Annotated in this window: 21 protein-coding genes; 4 read left to right on the forward strand and 17 right to left on the reverse strand. The window is 66.6% G+C overall.

What is annotated here, in order from left to right; translation table 11 throughout:
- Nucleotides 1-2: 2 nt before the first annotated feature.
- From WS61_RS00360 to WS61_RS00390, 7 genes are all read right to left on the reverse strand, one after another.
- On the reverse strand, nucleotides 3-794 hold the full coding sequence (locus tag WS61_RS00360; protein WP_059498742.1) for an ABC transporter ATP-binding protein: 792 nt from the start codon (nucleotides 792-794) through the stop codon (nucleotides 3-5).
- 28 nt (nucleotides 795-822) lie between these two features.
- Nucleotides 823-1,569: an ABC transporter permease gene (locus WS61_RS00365; protein ID WP_034208896.1), complete on the reverse strand. Its 747-nt coding sequence runs from the start codon at nucleotides 1,567-1,569 to the stop codon at nucleotides 823-825.
- Between the two features lie 12 nt (nucleotides 1,570-1,581).
- Nucleotides 1,582-2,304 carry an ABC transporter permease gene (locus WS61_RS00370; protein ID WP_059498743.1) on the reverse strand — a complete coding sequence of 241 codons (723 nt, stop codon included), beginning with the start codon at nucleotides 2,302-2,304 and terminating at the stop codon, nucleotides 1,582-1,584.
- A gap of 92 nt (nucleotides 2,305-2,396) precedes the next feature.
- Nucleotides 2,397-3,257: a transporter substrate-binding domain-containing protein gene (locus tag WS61_RS00375; RefSeq protein ID WP_050016577.1), complete on the reverse strand. Its 861-nt coding sequence runs from the start codon at nucleotides 3,255-3,257 to the stop codon at nucleotides 2,397-2,399.
- A 337-nt stretch (nucleotides 3,258-3,594) separates the two neighbouring features.
- Nucleotides 3,595-3,888 (reverse strand): hypothetical protein, encoded by a 294-nt coding sequence (locus tag WS61_RS32295; RefSeq protein ID WP_257126018.1) that lies wholly within the window; start codon nucleotides 3,886-3,888, stop codon nucleotides 3,595-3,597.
- Between the two features lie 99 nt (nucleotides 3,889-3,987).
- Nucleotides 3,988-4,947 (reverse strand): SDR family oxidoreductase, encoded by a 960-nt coding sequence (locus WS61_RS00385; RefSeq protein WP_059498745.1) that lies wholly within the window; start codon nucleotides 4,945-4,947, stop codon nucleotides 3,988-3,990.
- Between the two features lie 292 nt (nucleotides 4,948-5,239).
- On the reverse strand, nucleotides 5,240-5,653 hold the full coding sequence (locus tag WS61_RS00390) for a DoxX family protein (protein ID WP_059498746.1): 414 nt from the start codon (nucleotides 5,651-5,653) through the stop codon (nucleotides 5,240-5,242).
- A 944-nt stretch (nucleotides 5,654-6,597) separates the two neighbouring features.
- Here WS61_RS00390 and fliD point away from each other — a divergent pair.
- Nucleotides 6,598-8,112 (forward strand): flagellar filament capping protein FliD, encoded by a 1,515-nt coding sequence (fliD, locus tag WS61_RS00395; protein WP_059498747.1) that lies wholly within the window; start codon nucleotides 6,598-6,600, stop codon nucleotides 8,110-8,112.
- A 123-nt stretch (nucleotides 8,113-8,235) separates the two neighbouring features.
- Here fliD and WS61_RS00400 read toward each other — a convergent pair whose 3' ends face one another.
- The 4 genes from WS61_RS00400 to rbsK form a co-directional block, all read right to left on the reverse strand.
- Nucleotides 8,236-8,880, reverse strand: coding sequence for a hypothetical protein (locus WS61_RS00400; protein ID WP_059498815.1), 645 nt, complete (start codon nucleotides 8,878-8,880; stop codon nucleotides 8,236-8,238).
- Between the two features lie 439 nt (nucleotides 8,881-9,319).
- Nucleotides 9,320-10,267 (reverse strand): dihydrodipicolinate synthase family protein, encoded by a 948-nt coding sequence (locus tag WS61_RS00405; protein WP_059498748.1) that lies wholly within the window; start codon nucleotides 10,265-10,267, stop codon nucleotides 9,320-9,322.
- A gap of 43 nt (nucleotides 10,268-10,310) precedes the next feature.
- Nucleotides 10,311-11,612 carry an MFS transporter gene (locus WS61_RS00410; protein ID WP_059498749.1) on the reverse strand — a complete coding sequence of 434 codons (1,302 nt, stop codon included), beginning with the start codon at nucleotides 11,610-11,612 and terminating at the stop codon, nucleotides 10,311-10,313.
- A complete protein-coding gene (rbsK, locus tag WS61_RS00415) occupies nucleotides 11,613-12,539 on the reverse strand; it encodes a ribokinase (RefSeq protein WP_059498750.1) in 927 nt (308 codons plus the stop codon).
- Nucleotides 12,540-12,780: 241 nt separating this feature from the next.
- On the opposite strand from rbsK, the gene WS61_RS00420 reads away from it, so the two are divergent.
- Nucleotides 12,781-13,851 carry a LacI family DNA-binding transcriptional regulator gene (locus tag WS61_RS00420; RefSeq protein ID WP_059498751.1) on the forward strand — a complete coding sequence of 357 codons (1,071 nt, stop codon included), beginning with the start codon at nucleotides 12,781-12,783 and terminating at the stop codon, nucleotides 13,849-13,851.
- Between the two features lie 207 nt (nucleotides 13,852-14,058).
- On the opposite strand, the gene WS61_RS00425 is transcribed toward WS61_RS00420, so the two are convergent.
- Together WS61_RS00425 and WS61_RS00430 are read right to left on the reverse strand one after the other, a co-directional pair.
- Complete coding sequence (locus WS61_RS00425; RefSeq protein ID WP_179949642.1) at nucleotides 14,059-15,180, reverse strand: Fic family protein; 1,122 nt, start codon at nucleotides 15,178-15,180, stop codon at nucleotides 14,059-14,061.
- Between the two features lie 93 nt (nucleotides 15,181-15,273).
- Nucleotides 15,274-16,191: a LysR family transcriptional regulator gene (locus WS61_RS00430; RefSeq protein ID WP_059498752.1), complete on the reverse strand. Its 918-nt coding sequence runs from the start codon at nucleotides 16,189-16,191 to the stop codon at nucleotides 15,274-15,276.
- A 126-nt stretch (nucleotides 16,192-16,317) separates the two neighbouring features.
- Here WS61_RS00430 and WS61_RS00435 point away from each other — a divergent pair, with 126 nt between their 5' ends.
- Together WS61_RS00435 and wrbA are read left to right on the forward strand one after the other, a co-directional pair.
- Complete coding sequence (locus tag WS61_RS00435; RefSeq protein WP_059498753.1) at nucleotides 16,318-17,043, forward strand: pirin family protein; 726 nt, start codon at nucleotides 16,318-16,320, stop codon at nucleotides 17,041-17,043.
- Between the two features lie 61 nt (nucleotides 17,044-17,104).
- Nucleotides 17,105-17,707, forward strand: a complete 603-nt coding sequence (gene wrbA, locus WS61_RS00440; protein WP_012337108.1) for an NAD(P)H:quinone oxidoreductase — start codon at nucleotides 17,105-17,107, stop codon at nucleotides 17,705-17,707.
- Between the two features lie 98 nt (nucleotides 17,708-17,805).
- Here wrbA and WS61_RS00445 read toward each other — a convergent pair whose 3' ends face one another.
- The 4 genes from WS61_RS00445 to WS61_RS00460 form a co-directional block, all read right to left on the reverse strand.
- Nucleotides 17,806-18,111, reverse strand: coding sequence for a hypothetical protein (locus tag WS61_RS00445; protein WP_059498754.1), 306 nt, complete (start codon nucleotides 18,109-18,111; stop codon nucleotides 17,806-17,808).
- Nucleotides 18,112-18,334: 223 nt separating this feature from the next.
- Nucleotides 18,335-19,069 (reverse strand): LrgB family protein, encoded by a 735-nt coding sequence (locus tag WS61_RS00450; protein ID WP_059498755.1) that lies wholly within the window; start codon nucleotides 19,067-19,069, stop codon nucleotides 18,335-18,337.
- Nucleotides 19,066-19,437, reverse strand: coding sequence for a CidA/LrgA family protein (locus WS61_RS00455; protein WP_059498756.1), 372 nt, complete (start codon nucleotides 19,435-19,437; stop codon nucleotides 19,066-19,068). The genes WS61_RS00450 and WS61_RS00455 overlap by 4 nt, the downstream gene beginning before the upstream one ends.
- A 256-nt stretch (nucleotides 19,438-19,693) precedes the next feature.
- Complete coding sequence (locus WS61_RS00460; RefSeq protein WP_059498757.1) at nucleotides 19,694-20,728, reverse strand: alpha/beta hydrolase; 1,035 nt, start codon at nucleotides 20,726-20,728, stop codon at nucleotides 19,694-19,696.
- Nucleotides 20,729-20,756: the final 28 nt, after the last annotated feature.

Below are 20,756 nucleotides of genomic sequence, written 5' to 3' on the forward strand. Positions count from 1 at the left end.
CCTCAGTTCGCGGTGCGGTCGTGGTGGCTCGACACGAATTGCCGGAAGCGCTCGGAGGTCTGCCCGCCGAACACTTCGTCGGGCGTCCCGTCCGTATCGACCTCGCCCTGATGCAGGAACATCACGCGGTTCGACACGTGGCGCGCAAAACCCATTTCATGCGTGACGACCAGCATCGTGCGCCCCTCCTCCGCCAGCGAGCGCATCACGCGCAGCACCTCGCCGACCAGCTCGGGGTCGAGCGCCGACGTCGGTTCGTCGAACAGCATCACCTTCGGATGCATCGCCAGCGCGCGGGCAATGGCGACCCGTTGCTGCTGGCCGCCCGACAGGTGCGCGGGATAGTGGCCGCGCTTGTCCGCGAGACCGACGCGTGCGAGCAGCGCCTCGGCTTCCTCCACCGCCTCCGCGCGACTGCGCTTCTGCACGCGCAGCGGCCCCTCGACGAGGTTGTCGAGCACCGTCATGTGGGACCACAGGTTGAAGTTCTGAAACACCATCCCGAGCTGCGAGCGGATCCGGTCGACCTGGCGCCGGTCGCTCGGATGCAGCTTGCCGTCGCGCGCGCGCTTCATCGCCAGCGCTTCGCCCGCGAGCGCGACGGAGCCGTCGTCGGGCGTCTCGAGCAGGTTCAGGCAGCGCAGGAACGTGCTCTTGCCCGAGCCGCTCGCGCCGAGGATCGAGATGACGTCACCCTCGTGCGCGTCGAGCGAAATGCCCTTCAACACATGATGATCGCCGAACGACTTGTGGATGTTTCTGACCGACAGCGCAACGGGAGCAGGGGTGTTCATCGGATTCTCTCTGAAAGGACGGGGACGCTCAGGATGCGGCGCGCCGGGGATTGGGCGTCGCCGCGGCGGGCGCACCGGACGGCTTCGGCGCACGCAGGTGCGCGGAGAGTCGCCATTCGAGCGCGCCGAGCAGGCGCACGACGATGAAGTTCAGGCACAGATAGATGATGGCCGCGCAGACGAACACCTCGGTCGTCCGATAGGTTTGCTGAATGATCTGCTGCGCCACGCCCGTCACCTCCCACACCGTGACGAGGCTCGCGAGCGCGGTCGACTTGACGAGCAGCACGGCCTCGGTCGAGTACGCCGGCAGGCACTGGCGCAGCGCGATCGGGCCAATCACGCGCCGCAGCAGCGAGAAGCCCGACAGGCCGATGGAATACCCGGCCTCGATCTGCCCGACTGGTACGGCCATCAACCCGCCGCGCAGGATTTCGGCCGTGTAGCCGGCGGTGCACAGCGCAAGCGACAGCACCGCGCATACGTACGGCTCGCGCAGCACCGGCCACATGAAGCTCTCGCGGATCACGCCGAACTGGCCGAGCCCGTAATACACGAGGAACATCTGGATCAGCAGCGGCGAGCCGCGAAACACGAGGATGTAGGCGCGCGCGAAGCGGTTCGGCAGCCAGTGCGGCGACACGCGCATCGTGACGATCACGAGCGACAGCAGGCCGCCGAGCACGAGCGAGGCGAAGAACAGGCCGAGCGTGGTCGGCACGGCCGCGAGCAGCTGGCGCAGCGTATCGACGAGAAAATCGAAATCGATGGACATGCCCGTTCTCCGTCAGTTGCGCGCGAAATTGCGGCGGAACGACCGGCCGAAGATCGCTTCCGCCCGGTTGAACACGCGGTTCGACAAGCCCGTCATCAGCAGATACAACGCACCGCCCGCGACGAAGAATACGAAGTACTGGTGAGTCGAACTGGCGGCGATCTGGCTCGTGCGGAGCAACTCGGCAAGACCGGTGACCGAGATCAATGCGGAGTCCTTCAGGCTCAGTTGCCACACGTTGCCGATACCGGGCAGCGCGAAGCGCAGCACCTGCGGAACCAGGATGCGCCGCAGCACCATGCCGCGCGGCATGCCGATCGAGCGTGCCGCTTCGAGCTCGCCTTTCGATACGGCGAGCACCGCCGCGCGATAGACCTCGGCCTGATAGGCGCCCGAGATCATCCCGACCGCGAGCGCGCCGATCACGAACGGCGGCACGCCGATGAACCCTTCCGCGCCGAACCATTGGCCGACGGTCGTCACGAGCGTCGAGCCGCCGAAGTAGAACAGATAGATGACGAGCAGTTCGGGCACGCCGCGAAATACCGTCGTATACAGATCGCCGAGCAGGCGGGCGGTGCGATAGCGCGACAGCTTCGCGGCCGCGATCGCGGCACCGATCACCGCGCCGACCGCGAGCGCGGCAAGCGTCAGCGCGACCGTCATCAGCGCGGCGAGCAGCAGCACGCCACCCCAGCCTTCAGTACCGAAGCCGAGCATTTCAAGAATCGCCATGCGTGCCTCCCGGCATGCGTTGAGTGAAACCGCTGGATGCGTGCCGCCGCGCGTCGTTCGACGAACTTACGCGGCGGCGGCCGAACGCGCGCTTACGGCGTGACGTCGGTCTTGAACCACTTGTCGGCGAGCTTCTTCACCGTGCCGTCCGCAAGCGCCGCGGCGATCGCCGTATCGAATTTGGTCTTCAGGTCGGCATCCTGCTTGCGGAACGCGAGCCCCTCGCCCGGCCCCCAGATCGGGCCGCCGAGCTTCGGCCCCGCGAGCACGATCGATGCGTTGTCCTTCTTCGCGTTGTTCGCCGCGTAGTACGTGACGTCGTCGAACGACGCATCGATGCGCCCGGCGACCAGATCGAGATCGCGTTCCGGCGACGTCTTGTACACGCGAATCGACGCGATGTCCTTGAAGCTGTCGTTGATGAATTTCGTATAGACGGTGCCCGACTGGATACCGATCGTCTTGCCCTTCAATTGCTTGCGCAGCGTGTCGACGGTGGGTTTGTCCGCGTTGGCGTCACCCGTCAGCTTGACGATCGGCGCGCCGGGCGCCGCCTTCGGCAGGATCTTCGTATCGGTGACGGCGAACGTCGCCGGCGTCGCCGCATACGGTCGCGAGAAGAGCAGAATCTTTTCTCGCTCCGGCGTGATGGAAATCGCATCCATCAGGATATCGAACTTGCCGGCCTGCAAGCCGGGAATCATCCCGTCCCAGTCCTGCGCGACCATGTTGCACTGCACCTTGATGCGCTCGCACACGTTGGCGAGCAGTTCCGGTTCGAAACCGCCCAGCTTGCCGCCCGGCAGCGTGAGGTTCCACGGCGCGTAGCCGCCTTCTAGCGCGACCGTCACCGTCTTCCATTCCTTTGCCTGCACCGGTGCGGCAAGCGTTGCCGCCGCAGCCGCGATGACGCCGATCGTCCTGATTGCCCATTTGATGCGCTTGCCGTTCACGAGGTTTCTCCTTGCGTTGAAGTTCGCCATCCCTTCGGTGCCAGCAAGCCGCCTCAGGAATTTGTCTATACAAGCATGCAAGAAGAAAAACAGCGAGACAAGCAGCGATCAATAAAAACACGGAAAACGCGGGAAATCCCCTAATTAAAGGGTTCTGACGTGCATCGTTGCAGGGAATTTCAGCACATGTTTGGTGCAATTCGGCAGGCCAAATTTCAAGGATGACTAGACAAATTCAGAATTCGATCGCCAGGTGGGTCATGTCGTTTGCGTTTCACGCACGCGTCGATGTCCGCCGGTTCGTCCGGGACGGATGGCTGCATCCCCCCAAGCCGCCTCATCGCGACGTTCTCGTCGAGGTGGCGCATCGACAACTGCACGATCGTGCAGTCGTCGTGAGGCGTGACGATCGCGTCGTCGCCGTGGCGGGCGATCTCGGTACCGCCTTCGCAATCACTTCGAGCCTCGTGAACGGCTGCGAGAATCGAAAATGCATCGAGCGCGCGACGACCGGCTCCGTGATCTCGATGGACTTCCGCCGCGCCGGCGCGGCTTGCGTCACGAACGCCGCGACATCGCCGCGCGCGACGGCGCCCGCCTGCAGCACGAAGCGCGCGGCGCTGTCGAGCATGGCCTGGCTCCCGAGCGGGCGGCAAGCGGCTGTACGAGCCTCGGCGAACGGGCACGTCGATCTCGGCGAGGACGCCGCGAGCCGCGCAGGGTGTCGATCCTACGGCGACTGCGGCGCATCGCGCAGCACGGTTCGCAGCGCAGTATCGAACGGCGTCGCGTAATCGATCCCGAGCGCGCGTACGCGCGCGGCGTCCAGATGGCAGTCGTACGGGCGCGGCGTCGCGTCGGTCGGCTGATCGATCGCCACGAGCGACGCGGCGATGCCGAGCGCGCCGGCGATGCGCTGCGCGATCTCGTACTTCGTCATCGGCTCCTCGCTCGACCAGTGTCGAATGCCCGTGACGGTTTCACCCGCGAGATGACGCAGCGTCAGGTCGCGGATGACCTGCGCGACGTCGGGCGTATAGGTCGGGTAACGAATCGCCCAGGCGTCCATGCCGACCGCATCGGCGCCCGGTCGCGCCGACGCGACGACGGCCGGCACGAGGCTCGTGACGGCCGATTCGCTCCAGTCGGCGATCGGGCCGAAGAGCAACGGCAGGCGCAGCACGCACGACAGTGGCGACGCGGCGAGGAGCGCGGCCTCGCCCTCCAGCTTGGTGCGGCCGTAGATGTTCAGCGGATTCGGGATGGCGTCTTCGCGGTAGGGGGCGGCCCGGCCGTCGAAGACGTAGTCGGTCGAGATGCCGAGCGTCCATGCGCCATATCGCGCGGCGAGCGCACCGATGCGGGCCGGTGCGGTGACGTTGATTGCGCGGGCCGCGGCCGGGTCGCGTTCGCAGACGTCGGGGCGGCGTTCGGCGGCACAGAGAATCACCACTGCGGGCCGGTGGATTTCAAAAACGCGTTCGAGCGACGGCTGGTCGAGAACATCGAGTTCGGCGATGTTTGCGGGTGGCAATGCGAGCAGCTTCGCGCCGGCGGTTTGCGGGTTCCGGATGGTGGCGAGCAGCGTCAGCGACGGTTCGCGGAACAAAGACGCGGCGACCGCGCGGCCCAGCAGGCCGGAGGCGCCGATGAGGAGGATGGTTTTGCGTACCGGGGATTGGTTTGGCATGGTGGCGATGAATCACGGAAACGTATGGATTATCGGCCCTATTGGATGACATGAACGGCTCGCATCCGGTCGGGAACCGGATCGACCTCCGTTCTTCGCCCCGTTCGTCGTCCATTTCGCGCCGACCGACGGTTTCGTACAGCGCGTGATCCGCGCTGCGGATTCCGGCCGCGCACGGGCGCGCTGCGTGCCGCGCTTCGGCACACGCCCCTACTCCTCCGTCGCCCCCAAAAACAAAACCCGGCACGCGTGCGCGCACCGGGCTCCCGATACCGAACGGAATTCCGCCGCGTTACTTCCGGTCAACGGAATACCGCCCCGGCCCGATCAACGCGAGCAACAACAGCCCGCCGATGATGCTCACGTTCTTGTAGAAGTTGATCATCGCCATGTACTGCTCCATCCCCTGCAGCGCCCAGTAGCGATGGCCGATCAGCGCGGTCGCGAGCGTATAGGCGGCGAACACCAGTGCGAGCGGACGCGTATAGAAGCCGATCGCGATCAGCACGCCGCCCACCAGTTCGACCGCCACCGCGATCGCGGCCGCCAGCTCGGGCGCCGGGTTCCCCGTCGACGCCATATACGCGACCGTGCCCGAGAAACCGTTCAGCTTCTGCCAGCCGAACAGCACGAACAGGATCATCATCAGTACGCGAGCCGCCAGCAGCAGCTCGTCCTTCTTCGACTCCAGCGAAACGTAACGCATAGCAATCACCCTTGAATTGACGGTTTGATGCATCCGGTGCCGCGGCACGCCCAATCGGCACGCCATGCCGGCCACGGACCACTCTTCGCACAATCGGACGGCAAGCCACGTGGCCTGCCGCCGAAGCATCCGTCCGGTCACGCCGCAAGTGGCGGCGAGCTCCGGATCGGTTCTGGCGAAGCACGGGTGCAGTCTACTGTCCTGCCAAAAATCATCAATCCGCCTAAATATGATTCGCTATCTCAAATTAGTTGACAATCAAGGAACGCCGATCCGTTATCCGACGCCTGGGCGGCCATGCAAGCCACCGGCCTCCCTGTTTCGGCAACGCGAAAGGTGTTCGTTTCTTTACGTTACGGGAATCAGTTGATATTTTTGAATCGAATCAAAACGCATCATCGAATTGGCACATTGCGCCATTTACTCACCAGCACCCATCAGCACGTAACGCCCCGATACGATCTTTCTGGTTACTCACCCTCTTTATCCGCGCCACTCAGTATCATTTTTCGAGTCATGAACATGGCGCCGAAATGGACTTTTCAATCGAAACGCGTCCGTCGTCACGCTGCCCATCCGCCTGCCATTTAGAGAAATCAACGAAAGGCATGTCATCGAATCTTTACGCTTCCGCACTTTTCTCTCTACCGAAAATCCTTTAACAAATACAACAAATATCATGCACGAATAGGAAACATCACACATTTCCATCACCCAACCACGCTTTCCCCAGGAATCACTACAACAAATTACTAACCAATACCGATTTAAGAATACGATAGCGCACCGATTCGTTCGTCCGTTTTCCCGACACTTCCGCGATCCACGCCCCGCGCCATACGAGAAAGCGGCATGCACGCGAATCGCCACGCGACCACCCCGATCGCCGCGGGCCGGCTCGACCGCCGTTCGCCACTGAATCGTCTTTCAACCGGAGTTCACCCATGCCAACGACCACGCCCGTCAACAGCGGCGCGAACGCGAACAGCCTGATGCAACAGGCGGCGCAATCGATCATCAACGGCTCGACCGGCAATCCGGCGATGGACGTCGGCTCGCTCGTCAAGACGCTCGTGAACGCGAAGACGGCCGGGCGCGCCGCGGCGCTTGCCGCTTCGCAAACGACCGGCAACACGCGGATCTCCGCATTCGGCGCGTTGTCGTCGGCACTCGGCGCGCTGGAGGCAGGCCTGACGCCGCTGAAGAATGGCGCACTGCAGTCGACGTTCAACGCCGTCGCGAGCGGCAAGGGCCTGACCGCGACGGCCGGCGCGGGCGCGGTCGCCGGCACCTACACCGTCGGCGTCACGCAGATCGCGACCGCGCAGGCGCTGTCGTCCGCCGGCTTCAACGGCAGCAAGGCGCTCGGCACCGGCACGCTGACGCTGTCGCTCGGCAGCCAGTCGTTCAAGGTCGAAATCGGCAGCGCCAACAACACGCTGGCGGGCATCGCGGCGGCAATCAACGGCGCGGCCGGCAACCCGGGAATCAGTGCGACGGTCATCAACGGCACGGACGGTGCGCACCTCGTGCTCGCGTCGTCGAAGACGGGCGCAGCGAACGCGATCAGCGTCGCGGTCGGCAACGTGTCCAACGACAGCGGCCTGTCGAATCTCGGCGTCACGTCGACGGTCGCCCCGTCCGGCGGCGCATCGACGATCGATTCGGCGAACGGCGCGGCCGCCTGGCGGCAGAGCGCCGTCGCGCAGGACGCGAAGTTCACGCTCAACGGGATCGCATCGACCAGCGCGAGCAACGCCGTGTCGGGCGTGCTGACCGGCATCACGCTGAACCTGTCGGCGGCCGCGGTCGGCGCGACCGATACGCAGACGCTGACGATCGGCACCGACACGAAGTCGCAGGCCGCGACGATCGCGAATTTCGTGAGTCTGTACAACACGGTCGTCAAGACGATGGGCGCGCTGTCGAGCTACACGCCAGGCGCAAGCTCGCAGGGCGCGCTGATCGGCGATTCGACGCTGAACACGATCCGCAACGCGCTGGCGTCGATCGTCGCGCGCGGGGTGGACAGCGGCGGCGCCGCCGAGAAGGGCAACGGACACGCGAACCTGTTGTCGATCGGCATCAAGCTCGAGCGAGACGGCACGCTGAACGTCGACGGCGCGAAGCTCGACAGCGCGCTGTCCGCCAACCCGTCCGGGGTCGCGCACCTGTTCAATCCGGAGAACGGGATCGGCACGCGCCTGGCCGAGCAGGTCACGCAGTTCACGAAGAAGAACGGGATGATCGACGTGCGCACGACTGCACTGAGCGCCGATCTGAAACGTGTCGCGCAACAGCAGTCGGATCTGTCCGACTATGCCGCGCAACTGACCAAGCAGTATCAGGCGCAGTTCACCGCACTCAACACCCTGATGACCCGGATGAACACTCATTCGCAATACCTGACGCGATTGTTTGGCGGTGCGAACAGTAGCGGCACGCTGTCCAGGAAGTGAGCGGGTCGCGCGGTGCGCGTGGCCCGGAGACATCGTTCATGCCCGGCAGCGCGCCAGCGCCCGCCGGCTTCGCATCGTCGCGGCCGGCAACCGGCCCGCAGTCGTCCTTGAAACAGGCACGCGTCAGCCGAGACCTTCGACGCGGTCAGCGAACAAATCGATTGCACGCGATACCTGACGCCCGAAATAGCCGGGGCGTTCGTGCTCGTACGCGCGCAGCAGCGACGTACATTCGCGCTCTGCCCAGCGCCACACCGGGCCCCGCTTTGCGAATACCGGATGGTCGTGCAACTCGGCAGGCACCGTGTGCTCGTCTTCCCAGCCCCAGAAATAAGCCTGGTAGGCACGGGTGAACGGCATGCCCAGCTGGTTCGCAACGGTCTCGTCGTGGCGCAGCGTGAAGTCGACGATCTCCTTGCGTGTGCGCCCGCCCACGTCGTCGTGGCGCGCCTCGACCCAGCAGTGATACCGCGCGAGTTGCGACAGATGCCGCGCGGTGCGGCGCCGCGCGCGCGTCGTGCACAGCGCATACAGGTTGCCGCCGCCGAAGTCCATCACCTCGCCGCCCGCGAACGGCCGATAAGGCTTCCCGGTCAGCAGCGTCAGCACCTGCGCGCCGACGATCGCATAGTCGGCGCAGCGCATGTAGCCGCTGCGCGTCGTCGCCTCCGACACGCTCCGATGGACGACCTCGTCGATCACGGCGTGCAGCATGGCATCAACCGGCGCCGCCAGAATCGGCGGCTGGCTTGTCGTCACGTGTTGCATGGGCGAATGCAGCTTCAGCGGTTCGTCGGTAAAGATCACTCCGCGGCATGGTATTACGAACCGCTATGACGGATGACCGCGGAATTGCGCAGATTTGTGCGCTTTTCTCGCCGCATGCGAGAACATGTCGACGGTCCGTCAGACATCGTCAATGCGACGCGCGGCAGGATGGTCGGACGAGCGTCGGCACCGCGCTCGCGAATCGCGGGCGGTTAGAGTTCGTGACGTAGCGAATGGCCGCCGAGTGATGGCCGGAGAGCGCGGCGGCACGTGGTGCCGCCATCGACGGATCAGGAGCCGCGACGATTTCGCCGCAATTGCATGTATCGCGCAACGTGGATCGTTTCAGCAGGCAATCGGCGAGCCGGCTGCACGCACGGCACGCGATGCGATCACGCACCGCGCTGCCGGCGCGGCGCGCGTCCTCCGTCACGATCCGTCACGACGCAGCGATCCGCCGGCGGAAATGTTCGGTGCCGGCCACGATCTTGTCGAGCACCGCGTCGAGCGCCCAGAAGCGTTCGCGCACGTCGTAGTCGATCGCACGGCATTTGATCGATCCGAACGTGCCGATCCGCTGGTGATAGAGCTTCGCGAGCGCCGGGTAGCCCAGCGCCTCCGATACCGCCGAGACGACCAGGAACGTCGACAGTTCGTCGGCGAGCGCCGGATTCGACTCGCCTCGCGTACGCAGCCACCGATAGAGATCGGGATGGAAGTTCGTGAACACGCCGTTGAAACCGGCGGACCCGGCCTTCATCGCATCCCACGCAATCGCGGCGTTCGCGTTCAGGATCTTCAGCGGCGACCCCGCGGCAAGCGCGACGCGCCGCCTCACCGTGGCGAGATCGCAACTCACATCCTTGAGCATCACGAACCGGCCGGTGTCGATGCACGCGCGCAGCTCGTCATCCGACAGAAGCCGCCGGTAAGGCGCCGGGCATTCGTACAGGCCGAGCGGGAGATCCGACGGCAGTCGCGCGAGCAGCCTGTGAAGATGATCGAGCAACGCGGCGCTGCCCTTGCGTTGCGGATCGAGACGATTGGTCACGAGCACGACGCCCTGCGCGCCCGATTCGGCCGCCGCGCACAGTTCGACGACCTGCGCGTCGATATCGTCGCTGATGTGGCCCGACGCGACGACCGGTACGCGCCCGGCCACCCGCTCGACCACGAAGCGCGCGAGTTCCGTGCGTTCGGCCAAGCTTAGGAATTGCATCTCGCTCGATTGCGCGACCGCGAACAACGCATCCGAGCCGTGCGCCAGATACCATTCGATGAGCCGCTCGAGCCCCGCGTAGTCGATCGAGCCGGCGTCGTCGAACGGCGTCAGCATCACCGGCACGATCCCCTCGACGGTCACGTTCGATTGCTGCGAGTGTTGCATCGGTTTCTCCTTCCTTCAGTGAATGCGAATGCAGGCTGCACGATTACGCCGGCAACGGTCCGGGTGCGGCGTTCGCGGCCTGTTCGGGAATCGGCTTGCGCACGAGCAGCAGGTAGGCCATCGCGGCGGCGAACGCGATCGCCGCCGCGGTGAGCAGCGCGGGCACGAACGACCACTTCTGCGCAATGACGCCGGTCAGGATCGGGGCAAGCGCGCCGCCGATAAAGCCGCCGAAATTCTGGATCGCGCCGAGCGACGCGATGCGGCTCGGCGGCGCGGCCGCCGTCGCGAGCGCCCACGAGCACGCCGACGCCGCGTTGGCGAGAAAGATCACCACCGAAATGCATGCGAGCGCAACCGTATTGCTCTGCACGAGCGCCGCCGGAATCGTGAATGCGACCATCCCGAGCATCGCGGCCACCACCGCATTGCGCCGGCTCACGACCGGCGACCGGCTGTGGCGCGTGACGAAATCCGACAGCCACCCGGCGGCCAGCGAACCGAAAAACCCGCACAGGAACGGCACCGATGCGGCAAACCCCGTGCGGATCAGGCTCATGTGCCGCTCCATCGTCAGGTAACCGGGCAACCAGGTCAGGTAGACCCAGTTCAGGTACACGGATCCGAAGAAGCCGATCAGCATCCCCCACGTCGTGCCGTGCGAGAACAGGCTGCGCCAGTCGGCGAAGGTCAGCTTCGGCGCCGCGACGACGCTTTGCGCATCGGCATCGAGGTAACCGCGCTCGGCGGCGGACAGTTGCGCGCGCACCGGATCGCGATACAGCGCGAACCACACGACGGCGACAACGAGGCCGAGTGCCCCGGTCACGATGAACGCCCAGCGCCAGTGGAACGACGCAACGAGCACCGACAGCAGCAGCGGCGCAAGCGCGGTACCGAGAGGCGACGCGGCATTGAAAATGCCCGTCGGCGTGCCGCGCGCGCGCAGCGGAAACCAGTTGCTCACCACGCGCGCGGCCGACGGGAATTGCGGCGCCTCGCCGATGCCGAGCACGATGCGCGCGACGATGAACCAGCCGAAAGTGGACACGATGCCGCCGGCCGCCTGCGCGAACGACCAGACGATCAGCCCGATGCCGAGCAGCCGGCGCGGGCCGATGCGGTCGACCAGCCCGCCAACCGGAAACTGGCACAGCGCATAGCTCCATGAGAATGCCGACAGCAGCAGCCCCATCTGCGCGAGCGACAGGCCGAGATCGCCGCGGATCGCCGAACTCGCGACGGCCAGCGTGCCGCGATCGAGATAGTTGACGATCCCGCTCGCCATCAACAGCGCGAGCGCGATGCGTTGACCGCGCCGAATCCGTGGCGGCGCGTGCGGAATTCAGGTATCCATACGGTTTACTTCGTCGAGCGTCGGAATCGACGTCTGCGCGCCGTGACGCGTGACGCTGATCGCGGCCGCGCGCTGGCCGAAGCCGATCGCGTCGTCCATCGACGCGCCGCCGGCCCGCGCGGCCGCGAACCCGCCGACGAACGTGTCGCCGGCCGCGGTCGTATCGACGGCCACCACCGCCATCGCACGATGGCGGCCGCTTCCTGCGCTACCGCGCCAGCAGACGCCGCGCGCGCCGAGCGTGACCAGCACGTTGCCGACGCCTTTCGCGCACAGCGCATCGGCGGCGCGCGCGGCCGATGCATCGTCGCCCACGGCGATGCCGGTCAGCGACTCGGCCTCGGTTTCGTTGACGACGAGATAGTCGACCCGCGCCAGCAGCGCATCGAAGAGCGGCTGCGCGGGTGCGGGATTGAGCAACACCGGCGTGTGGTGCGCGCTGGCGCAGGCAATCGCGCGCGCCACGCTGGCGACCGGTATTTCGAGCTGGCACACGAGCAGCGCGGCTCCGACGATCGCGTCACGCGCCGCGTCGATCCGGTCGGCGTCGACGCACGCATTCGCGCCGGGCACGACGACGATGCTGTTTGCGCCGCCGTCGTCGACCGTGATCGTCGCGACGCCGGTCGTCGTGCCGCCGATCCGGTGCAGGTGCGTCACGTCGATGCGCTCTGCCGCCAGCGCGCCGTGCAGGCGCGTACCGAACGCGTCGTCGCCGACGCAGCCGATCATCGCGACCGATGCGCCGAGGCGCGCGGCCGCGACCGCCTGGTTCGCGCCCTTGCCGCCGTGAACGGTCTCGAACGTCGTACCGAGCAGCGTCTCGCCCGGCACCGGCAGGCGCGGCGTGCGCGTGACGAGATCGATGTTGACGCTGCCGACGACGGCGATACGCGGTGACCGGAGACCGTTCATTGCTTGATGTAATCGCTTACATTTGCGGTCGACAAAATGACCGGAAAGGTCGTCGTCTCGGAAAATTTCGCCATACGGATCGAGCAGGTGTCTGACATAATAAGAAGCGGTAGCAAGATAGCGCTTACATTCTCGCAGGCTCGCTCGAGAATGCAAGCGGGGCCATCACGAATCGAGGGTAAACAATGACGCTTTTGACGGCACACGGTAGCGACGGGTCCGCCACGCGCGGAGACGGCCGATGAGCACGCCTCGGGCACGCCGCGGCAGCGGCCGCTCGGTGCTCGGCGACGTCGCGAAACTGGCCGGCGTATCGACCGCGACCGTCTCGCGCGTGTACAACGATCCCGGCAAGGTGTCGGCCGACGTGCAGCAGCGCGTGCGCGACGCGGCGCTCGCACTGAACTGGATCCCGAATGCGGCCGGCCGCGCACTCGCATCCACGCGCACCCACATCACGGGCGCGATCATTCCGACCCTCGACGACCAGGTGTTCGCGTCGCAGGTCGCCGGCATGCAGACGGTCATGGCCGAGCACGGCATCACGCTGTTCCTCGGCTGCTCGAACTACGACCCCGCGCAAGCGCTCGCGCAGGTGCGCGCGATGCTGTCGCGCGGCGTGGAAGCCGTGTCGCTGGTCGGCGAAGCGTATCCGCCGGAATTGTTCGAACTCCTCGCGATGCATCGCGTGCCGTACGTCGTCACGTATGCGTACCGCGACGACAGCCCGCATTGCTGCATCGGCTTCGACAATCGCGCGGCGTTCGCCCGGCTCACCACGCACCTGCTCGACCTCGGCCACCGCGATTTCGCGATCGTCATGCAGCCGTCGACGGACAACGACCGCGTGCAGGCCCGGCTGCGCGGCATTCACGACACGCTGGCCGCGCACGGGCTCGCGGTGCGCCCCGTGCATCAGCACGAAGGCGCGGCCACGATCGCGTTCGGGAGAGCGAGCCTGCGCGCGATCGTCGGCAGCGATGCGGCGACGCGGCCGACCGCCGTGATCTGCGGCAACGACGCGCTCGCGCTCGGCGCGTTGCTCGAAGCGCAGGCGCTCGGCATCGACGTGCCAGCGCAGCTGTCGATCACCGGCTTCGACGACGTCGCGCTCGCGCGCGAGATCCGGCCGTCGCTGACGACGATGTGGGTCGACACCGACGCGATCGGCCGCCAGGCCGCGCGCGCGTTGCTCGACGCGCTCGAGAACGACGCCACGGGGCCCGGCCATGCCGTCCTGCCCGAGCTGCGCATACGGGAATCGGCGGCGCCGCCCGCGCGGACGCAGGCGCACGCGACGCGCAAGAAATAGCGGGCCAGCGCCCCGCTTACTGCATCGACGATCCCGATGAACACGATCGCCCGAGCGCCGTCACGCCTGGTCGGCCCGTCGTCTTTCATCGACCGGAGCCGGATGCGCCGCGCGGCGACCTGCCCCACGCGTGTCGCAATCGCACTCGCCGCATCGGCCATGCACACGGCGCCTTCGCGCGCGGGACGAGACGAGCCGGCAATGACGTCAGCCGTCGAACGGCACCAGCTCGTAACTCGTGCTCCGCCCGCCGGACGCCGAGCGACGCAACATGCCCTGCTCGACGAGCTCCGTGATATCGCGCAGCGCCGTGTCTTGCGAGCATTTCGCAAGGGCGGCCCACTTGGTGGTCGTCAGCCTCCCTTCGAAGCCGTCGAGCAGGCGATTCATGACCTTGACCTGGCGTTCGTTCATCGCGACGCCCGCGCATCGCTGCCAGAAGCGCGCCTTGATCAGCACCGCATCGAGTGTCGTGTGCGCATGATCGATGGCCCGGCCCAGCGTGTTCAGAAACCACGCGAGCCACTCCGTGACGTCGAGCGAACCGCGCTGCGTACGTTCGAGCACGTCGTAATACGCGTTGCGCTCGCGCTGGATCTGCGCGGACACGCTGTAGAAACGCTGCGGGCTTCGGTCCGCGCGTGCCAGAACCAGATCGCCGAGCGCGCGCGCGATGCGACCGTTGCCGTCGTCGAACGGGTGCAGCGTAACGAACCACAGGTGGGCCAGGCCGGCCCGGATCAGCAAGGGCTCGGCCGGCGGCGCGTTGAACCACGCGAGAAAGCGCTCGATCTCGTACGTCAGGCGTGTGGCCGGCGGCGCCTCGAAATGCACGTGCTGCCGGCCGATCGGCCCGGAGACCACCTGCATCGGCCCGCTCGCGTCCGAGCGCCACCCGCCGACCGTGATCCGCGACAGCCCCGAATAGCCGGTCGGGAACAGGGCGGCATGCCACCCGAACAACCGCGCTTCGGTGACCGGTGCGGCCGCGTGGGTCGCCGCATCCAGCACCATGTCGACAACGCCTTCGACGTGGCGATCGACCGGCGCGAGCGCGCCGATGTCGACGCCGAGCCGGCGCGCAATCGACGACCGGACCGACGCGACATTGAGGTTCTCGCCTTCGATCGCGCTGGTCTTGACGACGTCATCGGTCAGCGCGGCCAGGCTCGCTTCGTCGCGCAACGCCAGGCCGAGGTCCGCCAATCGCCCGGCCAGCATGCCTTGCGCACGGCTGACGTCGGCGAGCGGCGTGGCGAGGGTCGGAAGATCGAAGCGCCATGCCGGCCAGTCGGCCGATTCCCAGATAAAGGTGTAATCTCCGCTCATGATGCGGAGATTATCCACCGATACGCCGCATGCCTCAACAATCTCCGCAAATTCTGCGGAGATTAATCACCTCATTCACCGCAAAGCGGGCGGCTACCGTACCCGGCCCGCCCCGCTCGCGTCCGTCGGCTCCGGCTGCCCGAGCCGCTCCGCGAGAAATCCGATGAACGTGCGCAGCGTGACGAACCCCTCCCGGTGCTGCGGAAACACGGCATTGAGCGTGATCGGCGGCGGCGCGTACGCGTCGAGCACCGGCACGAGCGCACCGCTGTCGAGCGCCGCGCCGACGATGAAGTGCGGCAGCAGCGCGATACCGAGCCCCGCGATCGCGGCGTCGCGCACCACTTCGCCGTTGTTCGCGACGAGCGGCCCCTGCACGTCGAACGTTCGCGCCGCGCCGTCGACGCGAAATTCCCAGCCCACCCGCCGCTCGCGCCCGTACAGCACGCACGTATGGCCGGCCAGATCGGTCGGCGTCTGCGGCGCGCCATGCCGCTTCAGGTAGGCAGGGCTCGCGCACGCGATCATCCGCCACGCGCCGAGCGGTCGCGCGATCAGCGTCGAGTCCTCGAGCGAGCCGATCCGCAGCACGAGGTCGAAGCCCTCGCCGATCAGGTCGACGCGCCGGTCGGTCAGGTCGAGGTTCAGCCGCACGGCCGGGTGCGCGGACAGGAATTCGGCGATCAGCGGCGACACGTGCGTGATCCCGAACGACAGCGGCGCGCTGATCTTCAGCGAGCCATGCAGCTCGGTGCTGCGCACCGACATCGCCTGCTCGGCGTCGGCGATCTCCGCGAGGATGCGCTGTGCGCGCACATAAAACTCCTGCCCCGATTCGGTCACCGCGAGATTGCGGGTATTGCGATGCAGCAGCCGCACGCCGAGCGACGCCTCCAGCGCCATCGTGCGCCGACTGACGAACTGCTTGGACAGCATCAGCTGGTCGGCCGCCGCGGTGAAGCTGCCTGCGTCGACGGTCGCGACGAAGATCCTCAGGTCGTTGAGTTCCATACTGTCCACTCCAGAGCGACAGTCATTATCTCTACAGCGATTTATTTGTCAAATCGATTGACCTAAGATTCATCTCAACGAACGGCCGGGCCCACTTCCGAGGTCCGGCGACTTGAGGAAAAAATCATGATCGACATCCGTGCAGCAAACCAACGTGGCCGTGCGGAGCATGGCTGGCTCAGCTCCCGTCATACGTTTTCGTTCGCCAATTACTACGATCCGAAGCAAGTCGGCTTCTCCGATCTGCTCGTGATCAACGACGACCGCGTCGCCCCGGGCCGCGGCTTCGGCACGCACCCGCACCGCGACATGGAAATCCTGTCGTACGTGCTCGAAGGCGCGCTCGAACACAAGGACTCGATGGGCACCGGTTCGGTGATCGTGCCGGGCGACGTGCAACTGATGAGCGCGGGCACGGGCGTGCGCCACAGCGAGTTCAACCACTCGCCGGACACGCCGGTCCACTTCCTGCAGATCTGGGTCGGGCCGGCCGAAAAGGGTGCCGAGCCGCGTTATCAGCAGACGAATGTCGCGGCCGACGACAAGCGCGGCAAGCTCGCCCTCGTCGTGTCGCCGAACGGCGACGCCGGTTCGCTGAAGATCCGGCAGGACACCCGGATTTACGCGGGCCTGTTCGACGGCGACGAAAGCACTACGCTGGAACTCGATCCGAACCGCTTTGCTTACGTGCATGTGGCGCGCGGCAGCGTGACGGTCAACGGCGTGACGCTCGGCGAAGGCGACGGCGCGCGCATCCGCGGCGAACAGGCGCTGACGATCGCGGACGGCAAGGATGCCGAAGTGCTGGTGTTCGACCTGCGTCCGGTCGAAGTGACGGCCGAATGGGCGTGACGCCCGTTCGGGAAACCGGGCTCCGCTGACCGCGGGGCCCCTTTAATCGGAGATTCGCAACATGGCCAAGGTTCTCGTTCTTTACTACTCGTCCTACGGGCACGTCGAAACGATGGCGCAGCACATCGTGGAGGGCGCGAAATCGGTGCCCGGCGTCGAGGTCACGCTCAAGCGCGTGCCGGAAACGATCCCCGTCGACCAGGCCCGCGCGATCGGCGTGAAGGTCGACCAGGCCGCGCCGGTCGCCACGGTGGACGAACTCGCCGACTACGATGCGATCATCTTCGGCACGCCGACCCGCTTCGGCAACATGGCCGGCCAGATGCGCACGTTCCTCGACCAGACCGGCGGCCTGTGGATGAAAGGCGCACTCGTCGGCAAGATCGGCAGCGTGTTCGCGTCGACCGGCACCCAGCACGGCGGCCAGGAAACGACGATCACGTCGTTCCACACGACGCTGCTGCATCACGGGATGGTGATCGTGGGCGTGCCGTACGCGTGCAGCGGGCTCGTCAACATGAACGAAATCACCGGCGGCACGCCGTACGGCGCGACCACGCTCGCGGGCGCGGACGGCAGCCGCCAGCCGAGCGCGAACGAGCTCGACATCGCGCGCTACCAGGGCAAGCACGTCGCGGAACTCGCGAGCAAGCTCGCGTCGTAACGCTGCGGCTCCGCAGTTCCGCAGTTCCGCAGTTCCGCACAGGACGAACGGCGCCGGGTCGACCCGGCGCCGTTCGTCCTGTGCAACGCGTTCGACCGTTACTGGCCCGAAGCCGGTGCGGCCGGCGCCGCCTTCGTCGCGGGCGCCTTCTGCACGGCGTTCTGCGGATAGTTGCTCTGGTCGTTGGTCAACCGGTAGCCGCTGCCGGTGCCGATCGCCTTCAGGTCCGACGCGTGCCGCGCGCGGGCCGCCTTGCGCGCCGCCTTCTTCTGCGCCTTGTCGAGCTGCTTTTGCGCCGGCGCGGACGCCGGGTCCTGCGCGTATGCCGTCGGCGCGACGGTCAACAACAGACCGAACGACGCCGCTACCGCTACTGCCACCGAAACCACGCGAGACTGCTTCATGGCCGATCTCCTTGTCGATTGTTGAGTGTGGGTCGGACACCGGCGTGCACGCGACGGCTTGCGACAACGGCGCCGATGCAACGTTAGCCGATCGCTGCGCAAATGTCCTTGGGCATTCCTGAATTCTCCTGATAACGCCGACGATACATGCGCGCCGTGAGCGCCATCCTGTCGGCCTGTCGTCCGCACCATCGGGGAAACCGATACCCCGGCGGCCGCGCGCTCAGATCCAGCGCGACAGCGCCGGCAGCAGGATCGGCACGACGAACGCCGTCAGCACGCCGTTCAGCCCCATCCCGAGCCCGGCAAACGCACCGGCTTCCTCGCTGACCTGAAACGCACGCGCGGTGCCGATGCCGTGCGACGCGACGCCGAGCGCGAAGCCGCGCACGGCCGGCTCGTCGACCCGCAGCAGATTGAGGATCCCACGCGCGCACACCGCGCCGAAAATCCCGGTCGAGATCACGAGCACGGCCGTGAGCGACGGAATGCCGCCGATCTCGGCGGCGACGGCCATCGCGATCGGCGTCGTCGCCGATTTCGGCGCAAGCGATGCGATCGTCTGGTGCGACGCCCCGAACAGCGCGGCGATACCGACCGCCGACACGATCGCGGTCAGCGAACCCGCGAGCAGGCCGACGAGCAACGGCAGCGCGGTACGCCGCAGCTTCGACCACTGGCGGTACAGCGGCAGCGCGAGCGCGACGGTCGCGGGGCCGAGCAGGAAATGGACGAACTGCGCGCCTTCGAAATACGTCGGATACGGCGTATGCGTGAGCGTCAGCAGCACGACGATCACCGCGACCGCGATCAGAACCGGATTCGCGAGCGGGTTGAAGCGTGCCCGCGCATAGACGGCCTGGGCGAACAGATACGCGACCAGCGTGATGGTCAGGCCGAGCAGCGGGCTCGCGGCGAGATAGACCCAGATCGCGCCGAGCTTCGGGAAGGCCGTCATTGCGCGCCCTCCGCAGTGCCGCCCGCGCGGCGCTGGCGTCGCAGCAACGCACGCGTGACGAGCGCCGTCACCGCGATCGCGAGCGTGGTGCTGACGGCCAGCGCGACGACGACCGCGACCGCGTCGCCGCGCACGCGGTCGGCCGACACCATGATGCCGACGCCGGCCGGCACGAACAGCAGCGACAGGTGACGCAGCAGCCCGAGCGCGGTCGGCTCGATCGCATCGGCCACCTGCGGGCGCAGCATCACGAAGCCGAACAGCAGCAGCATGCCGATCACCGGGCCCGGCACCGGCAGGCCGAACAAATAGGACACCCCTTCCCCGAGACACTGGAAGATCAGCAAGACCGCGAACGCCTGCAACATGAACCGTTTCTCCCGAACGTGGCCGCGCTGCCGTGCAGCCTCACGGCCGATGAGCCGGCGGCTTGCGACGCCGGCGTGAACGATACGCGCGATCGTACCAACAATGCCGGCGGCCGGGCGCGATCGTGCGATTGCGCGCTCGCCATTCGACCGTTTCCCTCGGCGCACGGCCGGGCATGAACGAAACGCCCTCATGCAAGGACGGCGGGCATGTGCCCGCCGTCCTGCCGTTCAGGTTCGAACGATCTCGATCGCGTTACTTCAGCCGCGTCGCGATTTCATTGGCCATCGCCTTGATCGCGGCCTTCGTCGGTGCATCGTCGGCCAACGCGTTCAGCAAACCGAAATCGTGGATCGTGCCGTCGTAGCGCGTGGTCGTCGCGTCCACGCCGGCCGCGTCGAGCTTGCGACCGTACGCTTCGCCTTCGTCACGCAACACGTCGAACTGCGCGACCTGGATCAGCGCGGGCGGCAACCCCTTCAACTGCGCAAGGCTCGCGCGCAGCGGCGACGCGTAGATCTCGTTGCGTTGCGCTTCGTTCTTCGTATCGGCGTCCCAGAACCACTTCATCATCGGCCGCGTCAGGAAGTGGCCCTGCTGATACGCGCGGTACGAGCCCGTGTCGAAGTCGTGATCCGTGACCGGCCACATCAGCCCCTGGAAACGGATCGCGGGGCCGCCCTTGTCCTTTGCCATCAGCGCGACGACGGCCGACATGTTCCCGCCGACGCTGTTGCCGACCACCGCGAGGCGGCTGCCGTCGACGCCGATCTCCGCGCCGTGCGCGGCCACCCATTTGGTCGCCGCATACGCCTGGTTGATCGCGACCGGGTAACGCGCTTCCGGCGACGGCGTGTAGTTCACGAACACCGCGACGGCGCCCGACTGCACGACGAGATCGCGCACGAGGCGCTCGTGCGTCGGGAAATCGCCGAGCACCCAACCGCCGCCGTGGATGAACACGAATACCGGCAGCGTGCCCGTCGCGCCTTGCGGACGCACGATCGTGACCGGCACCGACAGGCCGTCCTGCTCGATCGTGCGGTTCGACACGTCGATGCCGGACAGATCGACCTTCACGCCATTCTGCGCGTCGACCAGCACCTGGCGCGCCTTCGCGGGGCTCAGCGTTTCGAGGCCCGGGCCCTTCTGGCCGTTCAGCGCGGCGAGGAACGCGCTCGTCTTCGCATCGGGACGGACGGTGTCGGCGCCGGCGGCGAACGCGGCAGGTGCGGTGGACAACGCGGCTGCAACGGCGGCGGCGATCAGCAGCGGCTTGACGATCTTCATGGTGCGACTCCTTGGTTGATTCTACGAA

The organism is Burkholderia sp. ABCPW 11, from assembly GCF_001523445.1.
Lineage (GTDB): Bacteria > Pseudomonadota > Gammaproteobacteria > Burkholderiales > Burkholderiaceae > Burkholderia.